This window comes from Bacillus timonensis (genome assembly GCF_000285535.1).
In the GTDB taxonomy this organism is placed as follows: Bacteria; Bacillota; Bacilli; order Bacillales; family Bacillaceae_L; genus Ferdinandcohnia; species Ferdinandcohnia timonensis.
Window position 1 is genome coordinate 1424530 of record NZ_HE610985.1, and the last position, 20273, is coordinate 1444802.

The window sequence follows — 20273 nt, forward strand, 5'->3', positions numbered from 1 at the left end:
AGTTTCCTATACCCCTTTTGGAACTCCAAATAGTTCGTTTAAGATATTGATTTTTTTAGTTGTGTATTCAATAAAATGATCATTATAGGATTTTGGATCCTTTGGGTTTGCAAACTGAGTAATCTTTCCTGTTACCGGATCTACAAATTTACTAGCTGCTCCGCAGCCTAGGCCAATTATTGTTTGCATTTCTTCCATAATCATAATATTGTAGATACTCTCTTGCCCTGGAATTGAATAGCCTACATTCTCTAGGTTTCCGAGGATATTTTTCATTCGATACAAATAATAGGGCACATAGCCATGTTCCTTCGTCCAAGATGAGGCATTGTCCATCATTTCAGTTATTTCTTCACGGCCTGCAACCTTATATTTCTCTTTGTTTCTCGTCATTTCAGATGCACGTTTAAAAGATAGGGTATGAACAGTTAATGACTCAGGCATAAGCTTTTCTGTTTCTGAAAGTGTGTAAGCAAACTCTTCCACTCCCTCACCTGGAAGACCAATGATTAAGTCCATATTAATATTGTTCATTCCCATATTGCGGGCAAGATGGAACTTTTCAATGGTTTCTTCAACAGTGTGATGACGTCCAATCGCCTTTAACGTTTCCTGTATATAGGACTGTGGATTAATACTTATGCGGTCAATATTCCACTTCTTGAGTACTTCTAATTTTTCTGGTGTAATCGTGTCAGGTCTACCTGCTTCAACAGTGATTTCACGTATGTTTTTAACATCAGGGAAGGACTGATACATTTCTTCATATAACATGTCCATCTCCTCAGCTGAGATGCTTGTTGGTGTTCCACCACCATAATAGACGGTTGTAATTTTAATGTCATTTTCCTTTAACCAGCGACCTATCTCACGCATCTCATAATGGAGCCCACCAAGAAATGAATTAACGGAACCTTGTCTTCCATTAATGGCATAAGCCGGGAATGTACAATAGGCACATTTGGTTGGGCAGAATGGAATCCCGATATAAATACTAACTTCATTTTGAAGTTCATATAAATCAGGTACCATTGTCAGTTGACGGTCAACGATTTGCTTCATTAATTCAATTTTTTCGTCGGTAATTAAATACTCTTCTTTTAGCTGTTTGTGTGCTAATTCTGAAGAAATACCCTCTTGAATTTTCTTATGTAAAAGCTTTGTTGGGCGGACACCTGTAAGCATTCCCCATGGTTGAATTATTCCTGTATAATCTTCCATGATCATGACATATACATGTGAAACTGTATGTTTCATTTTTTTAAATAACTCTTTTTCATTTTCAAATGGAGGATACTCCTTATGATAGCTTCCCTCGTATTCTTGGCTGAACTTCATATCAGTCAGCTTTGCATATGTGGTAATTGAAGGATTGTTATATTTATATTGGAAGTCTATAATAAGGTCTGGATTTTCAAGATTTGTAATTGAAACTTCACTTTCCTCGTAATATAGATTCGTGATGAGCTGTAAAGGTCGAATAAACCGCTCATCCTCTAGCCCTTTGAACAAAATACGCATAGTTTGTCTCACCTTTTCAAAAAATTAGCTCCTATAAGTGTACAGAATGTCCGTTTTTTAATCAATATAAGAATATTGGATGGTTATTGAGTTGGCGTTGGATTTTATCGATTTTATTTTAGTTCTATTAATTTTAGCAGCTTTCCCAATAAAAAACCCCCACAACTGTGGAGGCGTAAAACTCAATTCTATTTTTCAATCTTAATTTGTTTTAAAAACTCAATTCGTTGTTGCTTTCTGAAATGCTCTTTAATCATGTAAGAGACGCCATTCATATTATTAGAACGGGTTACCCAATCGGCAGCAAATTTTACTTCCTTCGGTGCATTCCACATCGCCACTCCTAAACCAGCAGATCCAATCATTTCGATATCATCTAGAGAATCACCGATGACCACTGTTTCATGCAATGGAATATCTAGGTGATTGGCTAAAGCTTTTAAACCATTAAGTTTTGAAACTCCTAAAGGTGTGATTTCTAACTTATGTGGTTCTGTTAAAGCGACTTGAACGTCCTGGAAGTGCTCATTCATTGTCTTCTTTATTGACTTAAGCTCATCATCACTTTGTGAATAGACCTCAATTTTAGGTGGTGCAACAGGATTATCCGTTAAATAGTCCCCAAGTGAATCGACAAACTGCATTGGATAAAAGAGTGGGTCTCCGGAGCCAAACATCGCTTTTGCGATAAGATTTCCTGGGAACCTCATACGATTTCCAATAGAAAACTTCTCGTGTTGGAGGCGAATGCTGCACTTAAAGTTTTCTAATACCTGGACAATGTTAAATGTTTTTTCTTCTGAGATTCGTTTTACATAAATTGGATCATCTAGATTGTCACTGATGAATCCTCCATTATGCGTGATTAGCAAAGTATCAAGCTTTAATGCTTTTGCTATTTTTTTTGTCGATGGAAAGTGACGTCTTGTTACAAGTGTCACATAAACTTCCTTTGCTCGGACATATTCAATGGCTTCCTTTGAACCACTTTGAAGCCGACCATTCGGACGCAGTAATGTGCCATCAACATTTATTGCTAGTAACCTATACATATAGCAGGTCCTCCTTCTCGATGTTACTGTCCCTATACATATGGTTATGAAAAAATAAAACTGATTAGAACAAAAGACTATTATAGAAAAATGGGAAACGGGAAGATTTTTCTTAAGTAGATATACAAGGAATTTTTTTCTCATTCATTTAAGCTCTTGGCTTCACATACCTTTGGTGCTTTATGGCTGAAAGGAGGCACAATACACTGAAGCTCTTGAGCAATCAAGCTTGCTCTAATTATTTCAGTGTATTGTGGATAAAAAAAGAGCCCTCGCCAATTTCGCGTAGGGCTCCTTGAATGATTATTGTTGGTCCATGCTGCCGTATAATTCTTCAAGTGGCTTTAGCATGATTTGGTTTAGTTCGCCAATAACAACGCTCATCCGTTGCTCAGCTTCCATAAGTTTTGCAATTGTAGCATGTTGTTGAACAAGTGCTACTTGTTTTTGAGCTTGCATGACTTCTTCTTGTGAAATATCTTCACCCATCATTTGTTTTTGTTGAAGGGATAACTGAATGTTTCGAAAGCTTTCAAATAATTTTTTTGCACCTTGGTCATTGTTAACTTGATCATATAACTGTTTTAGTTGCTTAAACTCATCACTTTCACGAATCGCCTTTTCTACTCCATACGCAACATCATATAAATTTACACCCATTTTACCTACCTCCTTTTCCAGACTTAATACTAGGAAAATGGTTCCTTTCCACTATAACAAACATTGCCACACAATTCATCTTTATTCAGAAGCTAGGATATTGTCTTAACAATAGGGCTTTTTCCTAGACCTACTGAAGAAATTGTGCAATAATCCCTTGAAATATCCCGATAATCCCACCAAGCAACGCTCCTAAGTAGGTAATCATCTTAAATTCCCGTTTCGAAATTCCTAACACCATTTCCTCTAGACGTTCAACTGAAAATGTTCCAACCTGATCTTTTACAATCTCCTCTATCTTGAGGCTTTTCATCAATTTTTCAATACGATTCGCTACAAATTCGCCTGCCACTTCAATTCCTTTAGGGACTAGTGTCTCAAGAATTCGCTCTTTATAAGGAATCAGCATCACATTTGCTGGGGTCGCGAGATATTTCTTAACTGGAATGAAGTTTAGAGTTTGTTCATTTAGGAAGGAAAGGATTTTTTCTGATCCTATTTGTTCAACAACTCTGTTAAACTCCCATGCTTTTACCTTATTCCATTCTCGACTAATTAAAGAATGTAAAAGTTCCTTCGTTCCTGGGTTTCTAAGGAATTTAATAATTTCTGGCTGAATTTTATCCATTAAGCTCGAATTTCCTAAAAACATTTGCAACATATTTCCGAGCATGCCCCGAGTCGCTAAGAAGTCATCCACCATTCTTTTTAATCGTTGTTTTCCTTCATCACTTTCGAAATACTCTATACCTTTTGCCGTAATATATTCAGCAACCTTGGGAAACGTCACCTCAATTTTTGCTAGTAGTTCCTCAGGAATGACATGTCCAATTTCCTTTGAACCGAATTCGTCTATAAGACTCATATATTTTTTTCTATAAAGCGAATTACTTTCTCCTCTGCCACTTCATCAAGATTATGTATCCCTAGTTGTTGCGCAAGCTCGATAAAGTTTTTTTCCGTATCAAGGAATTTTCCGACTTCTTCCTTCGCCCAGCCCTCAATTGTTCTGACAAAGTTTTCATCCTTTAGCTTTTTCTTCAGGCTTTCAGGAGTTAATAGATGTTCTACTACAGTCCTACCCATTTGATATGCCAGTTCATCTCTTCTTTTCGGAATTAATCCAGGTGTAAACGGAAGTCGCTTTCCCCCAATATAGATGGCTTTATAGGGTCGAAACAGCATTTTAATTGCCAATGAATTTGTTACTCCCCCAATAATCGCTCCAATCACCATCATCAATACAATCATTAAAAATACATTCATACAATCACCCTTTAAAAATAAACTTTTACCTTTATTCAGCAAAATACGGCTGAATAAGTTAATCCTCCGGAAGATGCCACAGATTTTCAGAGGAAATATTCGAGCAAGCTCGAAAAAATCTGAGCACAAATACGCTTAGGCGCATTTGATGTAGTCACAGTTTTTACTACTTTTTCATACGATACGATATCAGACATTCGCCTATATATGTGGCTAAAAGAGGATTTCTGAGATTGATGCACCACCTAATCAATTATAGTGTTTGAACGTCAAGTCAGCAAATGGGGTTATCATTATGACAGAAAAAATTCTTATCGAGGTGATTCCTGTTCCTGACGAGCAGGAATCTACTTTTCAAATAAAAATGAGTGATAGCATCTTCAAGAAACTTGGCTTAGAAAATCAACAGAAAATTGAATTATACTGCAGTAGGAATAGTATCATCGTTGATATCGTATCTATTAATGAAAGCGAGCCTGTAATGCAATGTACTAACCTTGTCTTACGTGAATTACAACTCCCTACTGAAAACTTTTCAATCATGCTATTTAAAAAAGAAAAAGGCGAACTTGAAATTGGTCCGGTTGTAGGTCTTTTAACAGAGGTAGTTGAGAAAAACAATCGGGTTGGACTTGGCACAATTGCTGAGTTTTGCGAGGAATTATCGCTGTATGCAAATGAAATTGGAGTACTCTTTTATGTATTTTCTTTAAATACATTTTATGAACAGAAAGGATACATCTATATAGATGGGATATGGAAGAAATCCAATGTGCCTTATCCCCATGTGGTTCACAATCGAATTCACTCGCGTAAACGTGAGCAATCATTACGTTTTATTGATTTTACAACTGAGTTGCAGATGAACAATGTTCCATATTTTAACGATCATTTTTTAAATAAATGGGAAGTTCATGAAATTCTTAGGGACAATAACCATCTACATTCCTACATGCCAGATACCATGCTTCTAACAAGTAAAGATGTCCTATTTGAAATGCTAGAGAAATATAAATGTGTATTTGTTAAACCAGTTCATGGGAGTCAAGGGAGAAATATTTTTCGTATTCAAAAAACCGATGAAGCCACTTATTACTTAGATTATACTACCTTTTCAGGCGACATTGAGACTATCCATCAAAGCTTTGCTTCCCTATTTCAATCCTTATTTTCAAGGCTAAAACAGCATACTTTCATCGTTCAACAGTGTATCCCGCTATTATTGTTTAAAGAAAAACCATTGGACTTTCGGGTGCTATGTCAAAAGCAATCAAGTGAAAAGTGGCAATTAACCTCTATAATTGCCCGTGTATCGTCAAACGAAGATTTCGTTTCAAATCTTGCAAGAGGTGGGGAAATTCAAAAGGTCAATCATGTTCTATTAGAGAACTTTGATGTTAAAGAGATTCCTCATATTAAAAGGTTAATAAAGGATTTAGCACTTGAAGTTGCCGAAATTATTGATGGATCAGCTGATGGGATTTTCGCAGAATTAGGTATTGACCTAGCACTAGATCAAAACGGTAAGCCAAGTATTATTGAGGTCAATACAAAACCATCAAAAAATCTGGATCAAGAAAAATTATCCACCAAAATTCGCCCAAGCGCAAAAGCACTCATCCATCATTGTGTCTTCCTTTCCAACCTGATTTAAAAATAATGATGCATAGAAAGGAGTGGGTTTATGATTTCACTAGGTTTTGTTACTCTTTATCCCAACCAAGAATTAGGTTATGCAACGGAGCTTGCAAAACGTGCCCCCCAATTTGGTATTCAAGTTTATCGATTTTCTCCAACATCAATCGAACCAGGCACTGAAATGATTCGTGGAGAAAAATACAATCATGCTTCGAATACATGGGAAAGAAACTTATATGAGATTCCCATGTATTTATATGATCGTTGTTTTTACTCTAATGATGAAGTCTCTAAGAAGAGTCAACCGATTATGAACTGGTTAAAAATGAGACCAGGAAATATGTTTCTAGGGCAAGGTCTTCCTAGTAAATGGGAGATTTATAATGTTTTAAGTCAAGATGAGAAATTATCACCATATATCCCTTCTACTGAGCAAGCTCTTTCCTCTTCTGCCATCCTACGAGCCCTAATGAAGCAGCATCAAATTATGTTAAAGCCGGAGAAAGGATCAATGGGCAAAGGCATTATTGGCCTATTTCTTCATCAGAATCATGTAGAGGTAGCTTATAAAGAGGCAAACCTTTTAAAAAAGAAACAATTCACCACACGAGGGGATTTAAAAAAGTGGATTGACGCTGTTATTACCACCCAACCATATTTGTCCCAAATTTATTTACCATTACATGATGAAGAAAATCGGCCTTTTGATATTCGAATTTTACTTCAAAAAGGTGAAAATGGAAAATGGTTTGAGCAAGGTCGAGGGATACGACTAGGATTGAAGGATCATCTCATTTCAAATTTAGGAGGTGGCGGTAAAACTCACTCTTTTGAAAGCTGGACTGAAAATTTACCCTTCAATCAAAAGAAATTACTTGAGGATAATATTCATACAATTATTAATAAGTTGCCTGATGTGTTAGAAGAGAAATTTAGTCCCCTGTTCGAACTAGGAGTTGATTTAGGCCTTACAAGGGATGGTGCCATCTGGATTTTAGATACAAACTCAAAACCAGGTAGAAAGGTCATTTTAGAAACTAGTCCGACACAAGAAGAATCCCTTTATACAACACCATTACAATACTGCCTCCACCTTCATTCTACCTAAAAAAGGAGCTAAAAGAATGCGAACACCACTTCCACTTACAATAATGAAACAAGAAAACGGAAAAGTGTATATACCAAAATCGTTCCAAATAACAACACCTATTAAACATATCTTTTTTGGAACGTCCTCCTGTGAATGTGAGGTTACCCAAACCGATAAGGAAGAAATCAAAATCTCCGAGGATATTTTTACAACTTTAAATATCCCATACTCAGGTACAACACAGGTTATTATTCATGAAGAAAATCTCCATATAGGTCCACTGATTGGAATTTTCACTGCTGGGTTTAGTGAGTCAATGATTCGTCCAATTGGAGATCGGACTTTGTTTTTTTCAAAACTTTTAGCGCAAGAAAAAGCAGTTGGAGCATATGTTTTTATTTTTGGAGCAAAACATATTGATTGGGAAAAAGGTACAATTCACGGACTATTTCATAACCATAATGGTTGGGAAACGTTTGAAGTTCCGTTTCCTAATGTTGTTTATGACCGCCTACCAAACCGTCGTACAGAAAAACATAAAACATTAAGTGAAATAAAGCAACGTTTGCATCATGAATACTTAATTCCGTGGTTTAATCCAGGATTTTTTAATAAATGGGAAATTCACCAACTGTTAGAGGCGGACCGTCGAGTCGCTACGTATTTACCTGAAACCCATAAAAGCCCGACATTTTCTCTAATTGAACGTATGCTTTCGAAATATCAGCATGTTTACATTAAACCTGCTAATGGAAGCCTTGGTTTAGGGATTTATCAAATTCTATTTGATCGCGAAACGGAAGATTATTATTGCCGTTTCCGCGACGAGGATGGAAAAAACCGTTTACAGCGTTTTTCATCCATTGAAACTTTTATTAATACACATTTCCGAAACAAGCGGTTGGAACATTATATTGTCCAACAAGGGATTCATTTACTTCGAATTGATCACAAAACAATTGATTTTCGAATCCATACGAACAAGGATGAAAATGGGAAATGGCAGGTAAGTGTGATGGCCGGAAAAATTGCTGGACGTGGCAGTGTTACAACCCATCTAAATAATGGTGGCGTCGTACGGACACTCAATGAAGTTTTTCCCGATGTAGAAGAATGTAAGAAGGTAACTGATTCACTAACACAGGCAGCTCTTTTGTTAAGTGAGGTCATTGATACCAGACAAAAAGGAAACATTGGAGAACTTGGATTTGATTTAGGCGTTGATAAAAATGGTAGTGTTTGGCTTTTCGAAGCCAACTCAAAACCTGGTCGCTCCATTTTTTCACATCCAAAGTTAAGGAAATATGATAAGCTCTCAAGCAGGCTTCCTTTACAATACGCCGTTTATTTAACTGAGGCGACAATTAAGGCACCTGAGGAAGTTTTCAGATGAGCACCATTTATTATCACACCAAAAAACGAGAATGGTACCAATGTGAGGAGACAAATAGCCTTTTCTTCGGAAAGGTAAATACGAGAATTTCTTATGTGGGGAGCAAACAAGATCATTCGCTCCCTTTTTCTGTTAAAAGAGTGGGGAAACAGGTCGGACCTTTGGTTGGGATTCTAACTGGATCTTCAAAAGATAATACCTTTATTGGAAATTTTTCTGTTTTAAAAAACATCCTAAAGTCCTTGAAAGACAGTGGAGCACTTGGAATTGTCATAACGCCAAATTCCATTAGGGATTTTCAAGCAGTTGAAGGGTTTACTTTTTATCAACCTTTGCAAAAATGGATTAAACTGCGCACCCCTCTCCCTAATGTAGTATATAATCGCGTTCCCTACCGTCTTCTGGAGAAAAGTCAACCATTTATTGAAATTTCTTCTTTATTTAAAGCAAATGGAATCCCTTTTTTTAATCCTTACTTTTTTTCAAAATGGAAGGTTTATCAAATCTTAAAGAAAAATAAATTTATTTCCTCCTTTCTTCCGGAAACCGTTCTCCTTAAGCAAAAAAGGGACCTTGAACAAATGGTTATAAAACATCACGACCTTTATTTAAAAAATACGGCAGGACATAAAGGACTGGGACTTTACCGGATAAAAAAAGATAAAACTACCTTTGTCGTAGAGACAGCAAACGAAAAACAAATCTATCCTTCCCTTTCCTCATTCTGGGAGAAGAACGAAAAAGTCTTTGTTCAAGAGGAGTTTATTTTGCAAAAAGCCATTCAATCTGACAAATTTAATGGGAGACGCTATGATTTACGGCTTTTATGTCATTATAATGAAAGTGGACATTTCATTAGCGGCATCGGAGTACGTGTTGCTGGTGATCATAAAGTTATCACACATGTTCCAAATGGTGGAACGATTATTCCATATAAATCTGTTCGTCCACGATTTAACGAAACGATTCTGCAGCAACTTGTATATGAGATTGGAAAAGAACTTGAGGAGCAAACAGGTGAATTTATCGGAGAATTCTCAATTGACCTTGGTCGCTCACTAGATGGGGCCATTTTTATTTATGAAATTAATTCAAAGCCAATGGTATTTGATGAAGAAGACATACAAAAAAAAGGGCTTGAAAATTTAACCAAACTCCTTATAATGAAAGGAACAAAAGCTTAAGAAGCTAGACGTACAAATACAACCTAGGGGAGTTAACCGATGATTTCACATTTTCAATGGAAACCGTTATATAATAGTAATCAAATTCCTGGCTGGAGCTTTTCCTTCTACTATCACGGAACAAAATATAATGGAAATTATAATAAAGATGGAAGCATTGATTGGCATGGCAATCACCCTGATTTGAAATCCTTAGATGAGATAACAAAACAAATTCATGAGTTAATGCTGTTTCATGTTTATGACAATTAGTTTAACCTAACAAATATACTGCACTTTTGTTTAATTTTTTGCCTCCTTCACATACTAATTCAACAAAGGAGGTTTTATTATGACTAAAAAAGGGAAAGAACGCGAAGACCTTCAATATGAAGGAAAAGATGAAGTATTTATGGACGTCGACCGCTTTATTAATGAGGGAATGGCTGGTGGAAGTGTTTATCGTTTTCATGGCCAAACAAATATAGAAGAAGCACGCGAACTTGAGGAAGAAGAACCACCCAATATAGTGGAATAACAAGATAACGACTCACTCTCCTTCTGTTATAATAGAAGGAGATTTTTTATGCAGATGCATGTAAGGAGTATTTCAAATGATTGAAAATTTAAAGTTACATTATAAAGATGCTTTTATTACAGCCAAGTCTCCATTTAAAACAGATCAGTTTTTGTGGTTCATAACAGATTCAGGAACCTTTTTTGGGATAAGAAAAGAACGCATTTCAACACAAGAGGCTTCCCTCTTATCTTCACTCTTCACACCTTATAGTACGTTTGACAATGACATGTCCGATAACGAGGCTTTTTGGTATAACCTTTTGTTTTTACAGCAAGGAAGCCTATCACCTAATCAATTTTCGTTTACACATTGTCGGTTTATTCAATTTCATATCGACCAACCCATTACTGATCAACTTGAATTCCAGGAGGCTTTTCAGGCTCTTTTACCCGGTGACACGATTTTTCTATGGGAAAGTGATACAAGTGGTGTTCTAATTGAAACAAGAAATGAGGATATGATTGAGGATGTGATTTACGAAGAAATTACAGTTACACTAACGAGTGATTTTTACACTGACATGAGTTTATTCATCGGACAAACCCATCCCCTGTCTGACAATCTCAGTTCTTTTTATAAAAATGAAAGAGTGTGGTTCCAAAAGGGAATGCATTTTTTACATAAACAGAAGGTCTATCGACTACATGATATTATGCCGTTTTTATTGCTTGAAAGAATGGACATTGATTTTCGAAAGCAACTAAAAAATGTGATTCCAGAGGATCTTCAAAATGACCAGGAATTACTTGAAACCATTAAGGTTTTCTTTGAAAGTGATTTGAATGTATCCAATGCAGCTAAACGACTGTATATGCATCGCAATAGTCTACAATATAGAATAGAAAAATTTATTGAGAAGACCGGAATTGATATAAAACATTTTCATGGTGCCTTTACAACCTACTTGGCCATTTTGGAATTAGAGCATTTTCCCAATTCGTAGACTTGCACGAAAACCCTTATATCGTTTTGTGCAATATACACATTTACGAATTTGTCCTACCTGGAGTAAACTTTATTTATAGAAAACGTTTACACTAGGAGGAGAAAAAAATGGCAGAATTAGTTCTAGATCATATTTATAAAGTATATGACAATAAAGTTACTGCGGTAGAAGATTTTAACCTTCATATTCAAGATAAGGAATTCATCGTATTCGTAGGTCCATCTGGTTGTGGTAAATCAACTACATTACGTATGATTGCTGGATTAGAAGAAATTTCTCAAGGGGATTTCTTCATTGATGAAAAACGTGTAAATGATGTTGCCCCTAAAGACCGCGACATCGCAATGGTATTCCAAAACTATGCGTTATACCCACATATGAGTGTATATGATAACATGGCTTTCGGATTAAAACTTCGTAAATTCCCGAAAGATGAAATCGATCGCCGTGTTAAAGAAGCTGCAAAGATTCTTGGCCTAGAAGAATACTTAACTCGTAAGCCAAAAGCTTTATCAGGTGGTCAACGTCAGCGTGTTGCTTTAGGACGTGCGATTGTTCGTGACGCTAAGGTATTCTTAATGGACGAACCTTTATCAAACCTTGATGCAAAGCTTCGTGTACAAATGCGTGCTGAGATTTCTAAACTTCACCAACGTCTACAAACAACAACTATTTACGTAACACATGACCAAACAGAAGCTATGACGATGGCAACTCGTCTTGTTGTTATGAAAGATGGTATTATTCAACAAGTTGGTGCACCTAAAGATGTTTATGATAATCCAGAGAATGTATTCGTTGCTGGTTTCATTGGATCACCTGCAATGAACTTCTTCCCAGGTAAATTACAGGATGGTACTTTCACAACTGGTAATGTAAAAGTTGCTGTACCAGAAGGAAAAATGAAAGTTCTCCGTGAACAAGGATATGTTAATAAAGATATCATCCTTGGTATCCGTCCTGAAGACATCCATGATGAGCCTGTATTTATTGAATCTGCTCAAGATTCAAAAATTAATGCTCTTATTGAAGTATCAGAATTAACTGGTGCTGAAACAATGCTTTATTCACAGCTTGCTGGTACTGACTTTGTTGCACGTGTTGATTCACGTACACAAGCAAAACCAGGTGAAACAATCGAACTTGCATTTGACATGAACAAATGCCACTTCTTCGACGCTGATTCAGAAAGAAGAATTCGATAATAAAAAACAAAGGGGCCAGAGGGACGGTTCTACTGGTTCTCCAATAAATGGAGAACCGCAAGAACCGTCCCCTTGGTCCCTATTCTTTTATGATCTTCATTTCTTGGTTGTGGCAGTTTGGGCAATAGAATAGATGACCACATTCGTTGTTTTGAAAAGTTGTTTGGATACCATCTATTTTCTTCATGTCATCAATTTGCATATAGGCACTGTAATCATCAAAATAATCTATAATACGACCTGAATCCTCTAACAAATTCCCACATTGTGCACATGAGAAGCTTGCATTTTTAAAGCCATTACATAATGGACAAATAGGCATGGTCTTCTCTCCTACTCATATTCATAATTACTATAGTAGTTTTCGAAGAAACAAACCTGTTATGCTTTCTTTTTCATAGGAATTAATTGGTAGATAGAATTTCGAATATAATCTTCTCTTCGTCACATAATACTTAGTACAAACACAGCAAAACACAACTCACCAAGCAACAAAGCATCTTCAAAAAACATTTTTATATGGGTTAGCCTAGAGGCTAAGGAAACCCTTATATCTGGTGCAATTCCGGAGTAACCCACCAAAAAAAATCAGTTTAAGGAGATGAAGGAAAATGGCAAACAACAATAGCAACAACAGTAACCAATTATTAGTACCAGGTGCAGAACAAGCTATCGACCAAATGAAGTATGAAATTGCTCAAGAATTTGGTGTTAACTTAGGTGCTGACACTACATCTCGCGCAAACGGATCAGTTGGTGGAGAAATTACAAAGCGTTTAGTATCTTTCGCTCAACAATCTATGAGTGGTCGTCAAGGTTAATAACAATTAAATATTTTGGCTTAAGAGGCATCCTTCACGGGTGCCTCTTGTATTATGTGTCCTTTTCATTCTCGGCTTACCAATGGACTATAAACTAATGTTCCAACTTTTGACTTGTTTTATTAGATATTGTTGTTGGGATACTAAGTTAGAAGATATTACTTTTAGGAGGAGTTTGCTTTGAAAGATAAATTACAAAATAGTACGGAAGATTTAGCAGCTAGACATTACCAACCAGAAGATTATGGAAAAAATGACCAATTATCTTCAGGACTTGCTACCACTCATGAGCAAGTAAGTGATTCTTACATGGAAGGTGAAATTCAAGCACCCTTCAATAACAAGAATATAAAAGATACTGATTTAGAAAATGAAGGATACCAGGATTATTATTCTTAACTCCAGAATCCCTTTTAGGAGAGATCCGAATTGAGTGAAGTAAATCAATTTATACAGGATATTACAACAAAGGCAAAAGATACTTTAACAACTACATCCCAAATGGTAAAAGAAAAAATTAACACAGTTCTACAAAGACCAATGGCCACAATAGATGACCTTGCTCAATATATTTCAACCCATCCCGGTACCAGTTTCGATACAAAGGAATTTCTTGGATTTCAGTATCATTTCTATCACTTAAAGGTTGAGGATACGACCTTTTATCTAGAAACAAAAGGCAATCACGGCGACTATATTCTAGACGTTTCAGTATCCTCACCAGAAGGAATACTATTTGAATACCACTCTTTTGAAAAGAAATACGGAGTAGACGATAAAGTACCTATCCCACCAGCATTGGCCAATATTATTCAATAAGGAACCAAGGGGACGGTTCTACCGGTTTTCCATTTATTTGAAAACCACTAGAACCGTCCCCCTGGACCCAAAAGTTCTTATTTAATTTTCGATTTCGAATATTGGTTGGTTTACTTCTACGGTGACTTTTCGGATGCGGCGGTTTTCTACCTCTTTGACTGTTAAGGTGAGATGCATGTAATCGAAGGTGTCACCTGGAACCGGAATTTTTTCAAATGATTCAAACATCCAGCCGCCAACTAAATGGTGTGAGCTTTCTGGTTCTTCAATGCCAATAATTTCCGCAAAATCATCAAGTGGCATATCTGCATTTATTTCATACGTATTTTCATCTATTTGTGTAATATATTTTATTTTCTCATCATGTTCATCCCAAATCTCTCCCACGATTTCTTCGATGATATCCTCTAACGTAATCAAACCTGAAGTTCCACCAAATTCGTCTACTACAATTGCCAAATGTGTTTTACTTTTTTGTAGCTCTGGTAATAGAGTTGAAATTTTCATTGATTCAACAACGAAAAATGGTTTACGAAGAATTGAGCGAACATTTATTTTCTTTTGTTGTACGAGTAGGCTTAAAAATTCACGTTCTGATAATATTCCAATGATATTATCGATATTGTCTTCATACACAGGGACACGTGAAAAGCGCTCCTCTAAGAACATATCGCGAATTTTTTCAATCGAATCATTGACTTCAACAGCGACCATATCGATACGTGGGGTTAGTATTTCACCAACTAGAATATCGTTGAAATCAAGAGATCGGTGTACTAGTTCTTTTTCTTTATTATCAATGACCCCTTCTTCCTCACTTAAATCAACCATTACTTTGATTTCTTCTTCAGTAAAAGAAGGGTTATCATTATTGCTTTTAATAATCTTAGCTGCTAATGCTTTAAGTAGTCCAAATAGATATGTAATTGGTGTCAGTATCTTCATTAATGAAAATAATATCCCTGAGACCCGTAATGAGAAACTTTCCGCATTTTCCTTTGCGAATGATTTTGGAAGGACCTCCCCAAATATTAAAATGAGCAATGTCATCACAAATGTACTTATTACAAGTCCAGCATTCCCACCAACAAGATCTGAAGCAAGCTTTGATGCTATTGATGCTGCAGCTATATTTACGATATTATTTCCAACAAGTATTGTTGAAAGGGCGTTATCAAAATTCTCTGTAATATAAAATGCTTTCTTACTTCCACGTCTCTTTTCATCCACATAATTCTTTAGTCGTATTCGGTTAACACTCGAATAGGCTGTTTCACTTGCAGAGAAGAACGCTGATAACATGATTAAAACGAGTAACAAAATAATCGTACTCAGTGGCAAATCGTCCACGTGTTTTTCACACTCCTAAATTGAAATTGACTTTGTTTTTGTTTAAGATGGTAACAATAAAGGTATTACCAAAACTTAAAAATCAAGTTATTGATTATTTTTATAATAGCAAACATTCTTTTATATGGGAATGATTATCTATTACAATGCGCCTTGGCGTATTTGCACCTGAGGTGTGATTCAAATCACACCATATTGTTTTTAGTATTGATATAGTACTAATAAAAATAAAGTGGTGGTGATTTTATGGACTTTAAACTTAATACATTATATGAAGAAATTGGCGGCGCAGAATCTATTCAAAATTTAGTGAATACTTTTTATCCGAAAGTTTATGAAGATCCTGATTTAGCTCCATTATTCGAAGGAGATATCGAGGAAATTAAAAGAAAACAATATATGTTTTTAACTCAGTTTTTAGGTGGACCTACATTATATAGCAACGAATTTGGACCTCCAGCCATGAGACATCGTCATATGCCATTTGAAGTTACACCAACACGTGCAAGAGCTTGGCTTCGTTGTATGAAAGAAGCATTCGAGGAAACTGGGCTAACTGGTGAAGGGGCCGAAGCCTTCTATGCTCGTCTTCAACAAGTGGCAGGGATTATGGTAAATACGCCTGATTAAGAGATAAGCGTAAGGCGTCAGCCTATCGGCGACAAGCACATAAGACAAGCGATGACTAAGGTGCATGTAACCTTACGTAGCGATTGGCTTAGACCCGAGAACCGATAGCGTATGAAGCTAGATATCAAAAAATCCACGAAATAATCGTGGATTTTTCTTATGATTCGATAACAATCGCACCTATAAAGAATACTAAAACTAAAGCTGCAGCGATATTAAATGTAATGGTTAATTCTTCCACATTGACTCCCCCATTAACTTTCTATGATTTTAGAGTATCATCTAATGTGGAAAAATTAGGTTTATTTTAAGGCAGTATTTTGTCAAAGGAATGAACTTTTTGTGACTCCTACCCTTAGCCTGCCCTCGAACTTTTTCCTTGTTGAAGCTGATACATTTGATAATACTTTCCTTTTTTCTGCATCAGCTGATCATGATTTCCTTGCTCAACAATTCGACCTCGGTCAAGGACGAGAATCTGATCTGCATTTTTAATCGTTGATAAACGATGTGCAATAATGAAGGTCGTTCTTCCTTTTTTCAAGACTTCTAACGCCTCTTGGATGATTGCCTCTGTTTCTGTATCAATACTTGCCGTAGCTTCATCTAAAATAAGAATGGCTGGATCATATGCAAGTGCACGTGCAAAGGAGATTAATTGCCTTTGACCTGATGACAATGTACTTCCTTTTTCAATTACTGGCTCATCATAACCTTTTGGTAAGTTTTTTAACAACTGATCTGCGCCAACGTCCAGTAAAGCTTTCTCTACCTTTTCTCTCGATATGAAAGGGTCATCTAAGCTTACGTTTGAAGCAATCGTTCCAGTAAAAAGATAGGGGTCCTGTAAGACAATTCCCATATGTTTACGAAGTTGTTGCTTTGGGATATCATTGACATTTTTCCCGTCAATCGAAATTTGTCCTTCCTTACAATCATAAAAACGGAATAATAAATTCATGATTGAGCTTTTTCCAGAGCCAGTATGCCCAACAAGTGCTACGGTTTCTCCTTGTTTTGCTTCAAAGGAAATATCTTTTAAGACGTACTCCCCTTCTTTGTATCCAAAGTTAACATGGTCGAATACTACATTTCCTTTATAGCGAGGCATTTCCTCCTGATTGACAGCAACACCCTCTGAATCAAGTAGTGTAAAAACTCGTTCCCCCGCAACCAAGGATTGTTCTAATATCGCTAACTGGTTAACCATACCCGTGATTGGCTGGAATAACCGATTTAAATAATCAACAAACGCATAAAGGACCCCAAGAGAAATGATGCTATTTGCTGACAAGGATGCACCTCCAAAATACCAGATCAATGCAACGAATGAAGCATTTCGTAGTACTCCCACAAGGTTATGGGATGTCAGTGCATTTAAACTCAACATCTTATTTTGGTAAGAAAAATGCTTTTCATTAAGAGCTTCAAATTCCTTTCGTGATTCTTCCTGACGCTTGAAGGCCTGAATAATACTCATTCCTTGAATGGACTCATTAATCATCCCGTTAATTTCGCTTAAAAGGGAGCGAATCTTATGATTATACTTTGAAGCATATGATCGATAGACTTTAATCCAAATAACTAAAATTGGCACCAAAATTAAGCAAATAAGAGCAAGCTTCACATCTAATAGGAATAATGCAATAAAGATTCCTGTGATGTAAATGATACTAGAGAAAAAGTTTGCTAAAACCGTTACATACAACTCACGAATTGCCTCCGTATCATTGGTGATTCGTGAAACCACCTTACCTGCGGGCAGATTATCAAAATATTGTATGGGTAACCTCTGTATTTGCGCAAATACATCTTCACGCATTTTTTGAATAATACGATTTGAGGATGTCTGCAACAAGAAACGTTGGCCGAAATGAAAAAGAGCGGCAACGACTAGTAAACCAAAGTAAGCTACAATAAGTTTGATTAGCTTCGGAATTTCCGGACGATAAAAAGCTAGTAACTCATCAACAGTTACTTTTGTTGTAGGGTACTCCACCGTTTCACCATTTCTGGTAATTTCAAGGTTTCCGTTTGTTATTGCTCGTTCTCCATCAAATTGGATTGCTCCATTTACAAAATAATAAGCACGGCCAACTTGTAAAATACGAGCCTCATCACCTTTTTCTTCACCCTGTAAAAAATTATCGGAGCGTTTATACCAACTGCCCTTGTATTCTACAGCATCCTTACTTTCAGTGGATTCATACCAGGTGTTCTCAATTCCCAAAATATGATCGTCTATCATCGTCTTTGCAATAAATGGACCTGTCAATTCAGCGGCAACTGCAATAGAAAGCATAAGTAACGCTGAAATGATGATTTTTTTATAAAGGAGTGCATAAGAAATAAGTCGTTTTCCTACGTTCATGCCGTCACCCCACTTTCTGTTAATTCTTCTACCTGTTGGCGGTCATATTGTTCTTTATACCAACCTTTTAGGGCCAACAACTGTTCATGTGTACCCTCTTCAACAATTCGACCATCCTCAAGTACAATAATCCAGTCAGCATGCTCCACGGCAGATAATCGATGTGTCGTAATAATTGTTGTTTTTTCTGAGCGCTCTTTTCTGATGTTTTCTATAATCTTTGTTTCTGTTTTCGCATCAACTGCTGACAATGAATCATCTAAAATCAGAATCTCTGGGTTAACCAATAAGGCACGTGCAATTGAAATTCGTTGCTTTTGCCCACCTGATAATGCAACTCCTTTTTCACCTACAAGTGTCCGTAACCCTTCAGGAAGCATTGTTAAATCCTTTCGGAAGGCAGCAAGCTCAATTGCTTTTTCAAGCTCAACATCGGTTGCGTCCTTTTTACCAAACAGAATGTTTTCACGAACAGACCGTGAAAATAAAACATGATCCTGTGGTACATAGCCAATCCAGCCGTGGAGATCCTCCATTGCAATATGTTCGATGCGTGTACCTGAAATCAGAAGTTCCCCTTCACCAACTGGATACTCACGAAGCAACTGCTTCACAAATGTTGTTTTTCCACTTCCTGTCTTTCCGACAACACCTAAAGTATCACCTCTATTAATCGTTACAGTAACATCCTTTAGGTTCTTCACTGTAGAAGTTGGATACTGAAAAGTAACATGACGAAAATCTATTTGTTCAGGCAACTCCACTTTCCTTGTACTTTCATGATTTTCGACATCTGGTTGATATGCGAGTGTTTCATTTACACGGTCAAGAGAAGCATTTCCACGTTGCATAATGTTAATGAGTTCACCGATTGCAAACATCGGCCAAATCATCATCCCAAGATAAACGTTAAATGAAACAAGTTCACCTAATGTTATATCATTATGAAAGACTAGATAGGCTCCATATCCTAAGCCGATTAAATAACTTATGCCCACTAAAATTTTCATCGTTGGATCGAATAAAGCATCAATTTTTGCGACGTTTATATTTTTTCGAAAAACATCTTCCGTCAAATTATGGAATCGTTGCTCATCCGCTTTTTCTTGGACATACGCACGAATAACACGAATCCCTGCGATTGATTCAAGAACCTGGTCATTCAATGTTCCAAACGATTCTTGCGCTTCCATAAATCGCTCATGAATTTTCTTTCCGTAAATATTCATGACAATCGCCATAATTGGAAGTGGAATCAATGCTGCTAATGTAAGCTTCCAGCTAATTAAAAATCCCATGGTAAAGAGGATTGTAAGCATAAAAATACTTGAATCCACTAAAGTCAATATCCCAAACCCTGCTGTTTGAGAAACCGATTTCAAATCATTGGTTGCACGTGCCATTAAGTCTCCCGTACGGTTTTTCTCGTAAAAGCTAGGTTTCATTTTTAATAAATGCCTCATGTAACGACCACGTAGTATCCTTTCAACGAGGAAGGCACCACCAAATAATTGATACATCCAAACATACGTAATTCCATAAATGACAATGGCTAAACCTACTAGAAATAATAAATATTGGATGATTTTTTCAGATGTTAGTGTACCTATATGAATTTCATCGATTGCTACCCCAATTAGTTTTGGAGGAATGACTTCTAAGATTCCTACTAACGTTAGCAACAGGATTGCAACGGTGTATCTTTTCCAATATTGTTTAAAAAACCAACCTAATTTACCTAAAACTGAAAACATAGTTGTCCTCTCCC

General features: G+C 36.5%; 21 protein-coding genes. 12 read left to right on the plus strand and 9 right to left on the minus strand.

All coding sequences use genetic code 11. From position 1 onward, the window contains the following. Window positions 1-6 precede the first annotated feature (6 nt). The 5 genes from BTHG_RS07380 to BTHG_RS27905 all read right to left on the minus strand — a co-directional run bounded on the left by BTHG_RS07380 (window position 7) and on the right by BTHG_RS27905 (window position 4499). On the minus strand, window positions 7-1521 hold the full coding sequence (locus BTHG_RS07380; protein WP_010283542.1) for a coproporphyrinogen III oxidase: 1515 nt from the start codon (window positions 1519-1521) through the stop codon (window positions 7-9). Between the two features lie 188 nt (window positions 1522-1709). Further along, on the minus strand, window positions 1710-2573 hold the full coding sequence (locus tag BTHG_RS07385; protein ID WP_010283543.1) for a Cof-type HAD-IIB family hydrolase: 864 nt from the start codon (window positions 2571-2573) through the stop codon (window positions 1710-1712). Between the two features lie 303 nt (window positions 2574-2876). Continuing rightward, window positions 2877-3233, minus strand: a complete 357-nt coding sequence (locus BTHG_RS07390; RefSeq protein ID WP_010283544.1) for a YlbF family regulator — start codon at window positions 3231-3233, stop codon at window positions 2877-2879. A gap of 130 nt (window positions 3234-3363) precedes the next feature. Beyond that, the gene (locus BTHG_RS27900) at window positions 3364-4098 is read right to left on the minus strand and encodes a DUF445 family protein (protein WP_010283545.1); all 735 of its coding nucleotides are present in this window, start codon (window positions 4096-4098) and stop codon (window positions 3364-3366) included. Next, complete coding sequence (locus tag BTHG_RS27905) at window positions 4095-4499, minus strand: DUF445 domain-containing protein (protein ID WP_148361152.1); 405 nt, start codon at window positions 4497-4499, stop codon at window positions 4095-4097. Before BTHG_RS27905 ends, BTHG_RS27900 begins: the two co-directional genes overlap by 4 nt. A gap of 295 nt (window positions 4500-4794) precedes the next feature. On the opposite strand from BTHG_RS27905, the gene BTHG_RS07400 reads away from it, so the two are divergent. The 8 genes from BTHG_RS07400 to BTHG_RS07435 all read left to right on the plus strand — a co-directional run bounded on the left by BTHG_RS07400 (window position 4795) and on the right by BTHG_RS07435 (window position 12514). Next, the gene (locus BTHG_RS07400) at window positions 4795-6153 is read left to right on the plus strand and encodes a YheC/YheD family endospore coat-associated protein (RefSeq protein WP_010283547.1); all 1359 of its coding nucleotides are present in this window, start codon (window positions 4795-4797) and stop codon (window positions 6151-6153) included. A gap of 30 nt (window positions 6154-6183) precedes the next feature. Further along, a complete protein-coding gene (locus BTHG_RS07405; RefSeq protein WP_010283548.1) occupies window positions 6184-7245 on the plus strand; it encodes a YheC/YheD family endospore coat-associated protein in 1062 nt (353 codons plus the stop codon). 16 nt (window positions 7246-7261) lie between these two features. Continuing rightward, window positions 7262-8620 (plus strand): YheC/YheD family endospore coat-associated protein, encoded by a 1359-nt coding sequence (locus BTHG_RS07410; protein WP_010283549.1) that lies wholly within the window; start codon window positions 7262-7264, stop codon window positions 8618-8620. Then, the gene (locus BTHG_RS07415) at window positions 8617-9804 is read left to right on the plus strand and encodes a YheC/YheD family endospore coat-associated protein (RefSeq protein ID WP_010283550.1); all 1188 of its coding nucleotides are present in this window, start codon (window positions 8617-8619) and stop codon (window positions 9802-9804) included. Before BTHG_RS07410 ends, BTHG_RS07415 begins: the two co-directional genes overlap by 4 nt. A gap of 39 nt (window positions 9805-9843) precedes the next feature. Further along, on the plus strand, window positions 9844-10056 hold the full coding sequence (locus BTHG_RS07420; protein ID WP_010283551.1) for a YheE family protein: 213 nt from the start codon (window positions 9844-9846) through the stop codon (window positions 10054-10056). Between the two features lie 79 nt (window positions 10057-10135). Continuing rightward, window positions 10136-10321 (plus strand): hypothetical protein, encoded by a 186-nt coding sequence (locus BTHG_RS07425; protein ID WP_010283552.1) that lies wholly within the window; start codon window positions 10136-10138, stop codon window positions 10319-10321. Between the two features lie 76 nt (window positions 10322-10397). Further along, a complete protein-coding gene (locus BTHG_RS07430; protein ID WP_010283553.1) occupies window positions 10398-11306 on the plus strand; it encodes a PucR family transcriptional regulator in 909 nt (302 codons plus the stop codon). Between the two features lie 110 nt (window positions 11307-11416). Next, window positions 11417-12514: an ABC transporter ATP-binding protein gene (locus tag BTHG_RS07435; protein ID WP_010283554.1), complete on the plus strand. Its 1098-nt coding sequence runs from the start codon at window positions 11417-11419 to the stop codon at window positions 12512-12514. 79 nt (window positions 12515-12593) lie between these two features. Here BTHG_RS07435 and BTHG_RS07440 read toward each other — a convergent pair whose 3' ends face one another. Continuing rightward, on the minus strand, window positions 12594-12836 hold the full coding sequence (locus BTHG_RS07440) for a hypothetical protein (RefSeq protein WP_010283555.1): 243 nt from the start codon (window positions 12834-12836) through the stop codon (window positions 12594-12596). A gap of 289 nt (window positions 12837-13125) precedes the next feature. On the opposite strand from BTHG_RS07440, the gene BTHG_RS07445 reads away from it, so the two are divergent. The 3 genes from BTHG_RS07445 (at window position 13126) to BTHG_RS07455 (ending at window position 14154) form a co-directional block, all read left to right on the plus strand. Beyond that, window positions 13126-13335 carry an alpha/beta-type small acid-soluble spore protein gene (locus tag BTHG_RS07445; RefSeq protein ID WP_010283556.1) on the plus strand — a complete coding sequence of 70 codons (210 nt, stop codon included), beginning with the start codon at window positions 13126-13128 and terminating at the stop codon, window positions 13333-13335. Between the two features lie 180 nt (window positions 13336-13515). Next, on the plus strand, window positions 13516-13734 hold the full coding sequence (locus BTHG_RS07450; protein WP_010283557.1) for a YozQ family protein: 219 nt from the start codon (window positions 13516-13518) through the stop codon (window positions 13732-13734). A 30-nt stretch (window positions 13735-13764) separates the two neighbouring features. Further along, window positions 13765-14154: a hypothetical protein gene (locus BTHG_RS07455; RefSeq protein WP_010283558.1), complete on the plus strand. Its 390-nt coding sequence runs from the start codon at window positions 13765-13767 to the stop codon at window positions 14152-14154. Window positions 14155-14235: 81 nt separating this feature from the next. Here the strand turns inward: BTHG_RS07455 and BTHG_RS07460 are convergent, their stop codons facing one another. Continuing rightward, window positions 14236-15504, minus strand: coding sequence for a hemolysin family protein (locus BTHG_RS07460; RefSeq protein WP_010283559.1), 1269 nt, complete (start codon window positions 15502-15504; stop codon window positions 14236-14238). Between the two features lie 246 nt (window positions 15505-15750). Between BTHG_RS07460 and BTHG_RS07465 the strand changes: the two genes are divergently transcribed. Then, entirely contained in the window at window positions 15751-16134 is a 384-nt protein-coding gene (locus BTHG_RS07465) for a globin domain-containing protein (protein WP_010283560.1), read from the plus strand. A 355-nt stretch (window positions 16135-16489) separates the two neighbouring features. Here the strand turns inward: BTHG_RS07465 and BTHG_RS07475 are convergent, their stop codons facing one another. After that, the gene (locus BTHG_RS07475; protein WP_010283561.1) at window positions 16490-18505 is read right to left on the minus strand and encodes an ABC transporter ATP-binding protein; all 2016 of its coding nucleotides are present in this window, start codon (window positions 18503-18505) and stop codon (window positions 16490-16492) included. Beyond that, window positions 18502-20259, minus strand: a complete 1758-nt coding sequence (locus tag BTHG_RS07480; RefSeq protein WP_010283562.1) for an ABC transporter ATP-binding protein — start codon at window positions 20257-20259, stop codon at window positions 18502-18504. Before BTHG_RS07480 ends, BTHG_RS07475 begins: the two co-directional genes overlap by 4 nt. Window positions 20260-20273 lie beyond the last annotated feature (14 nt).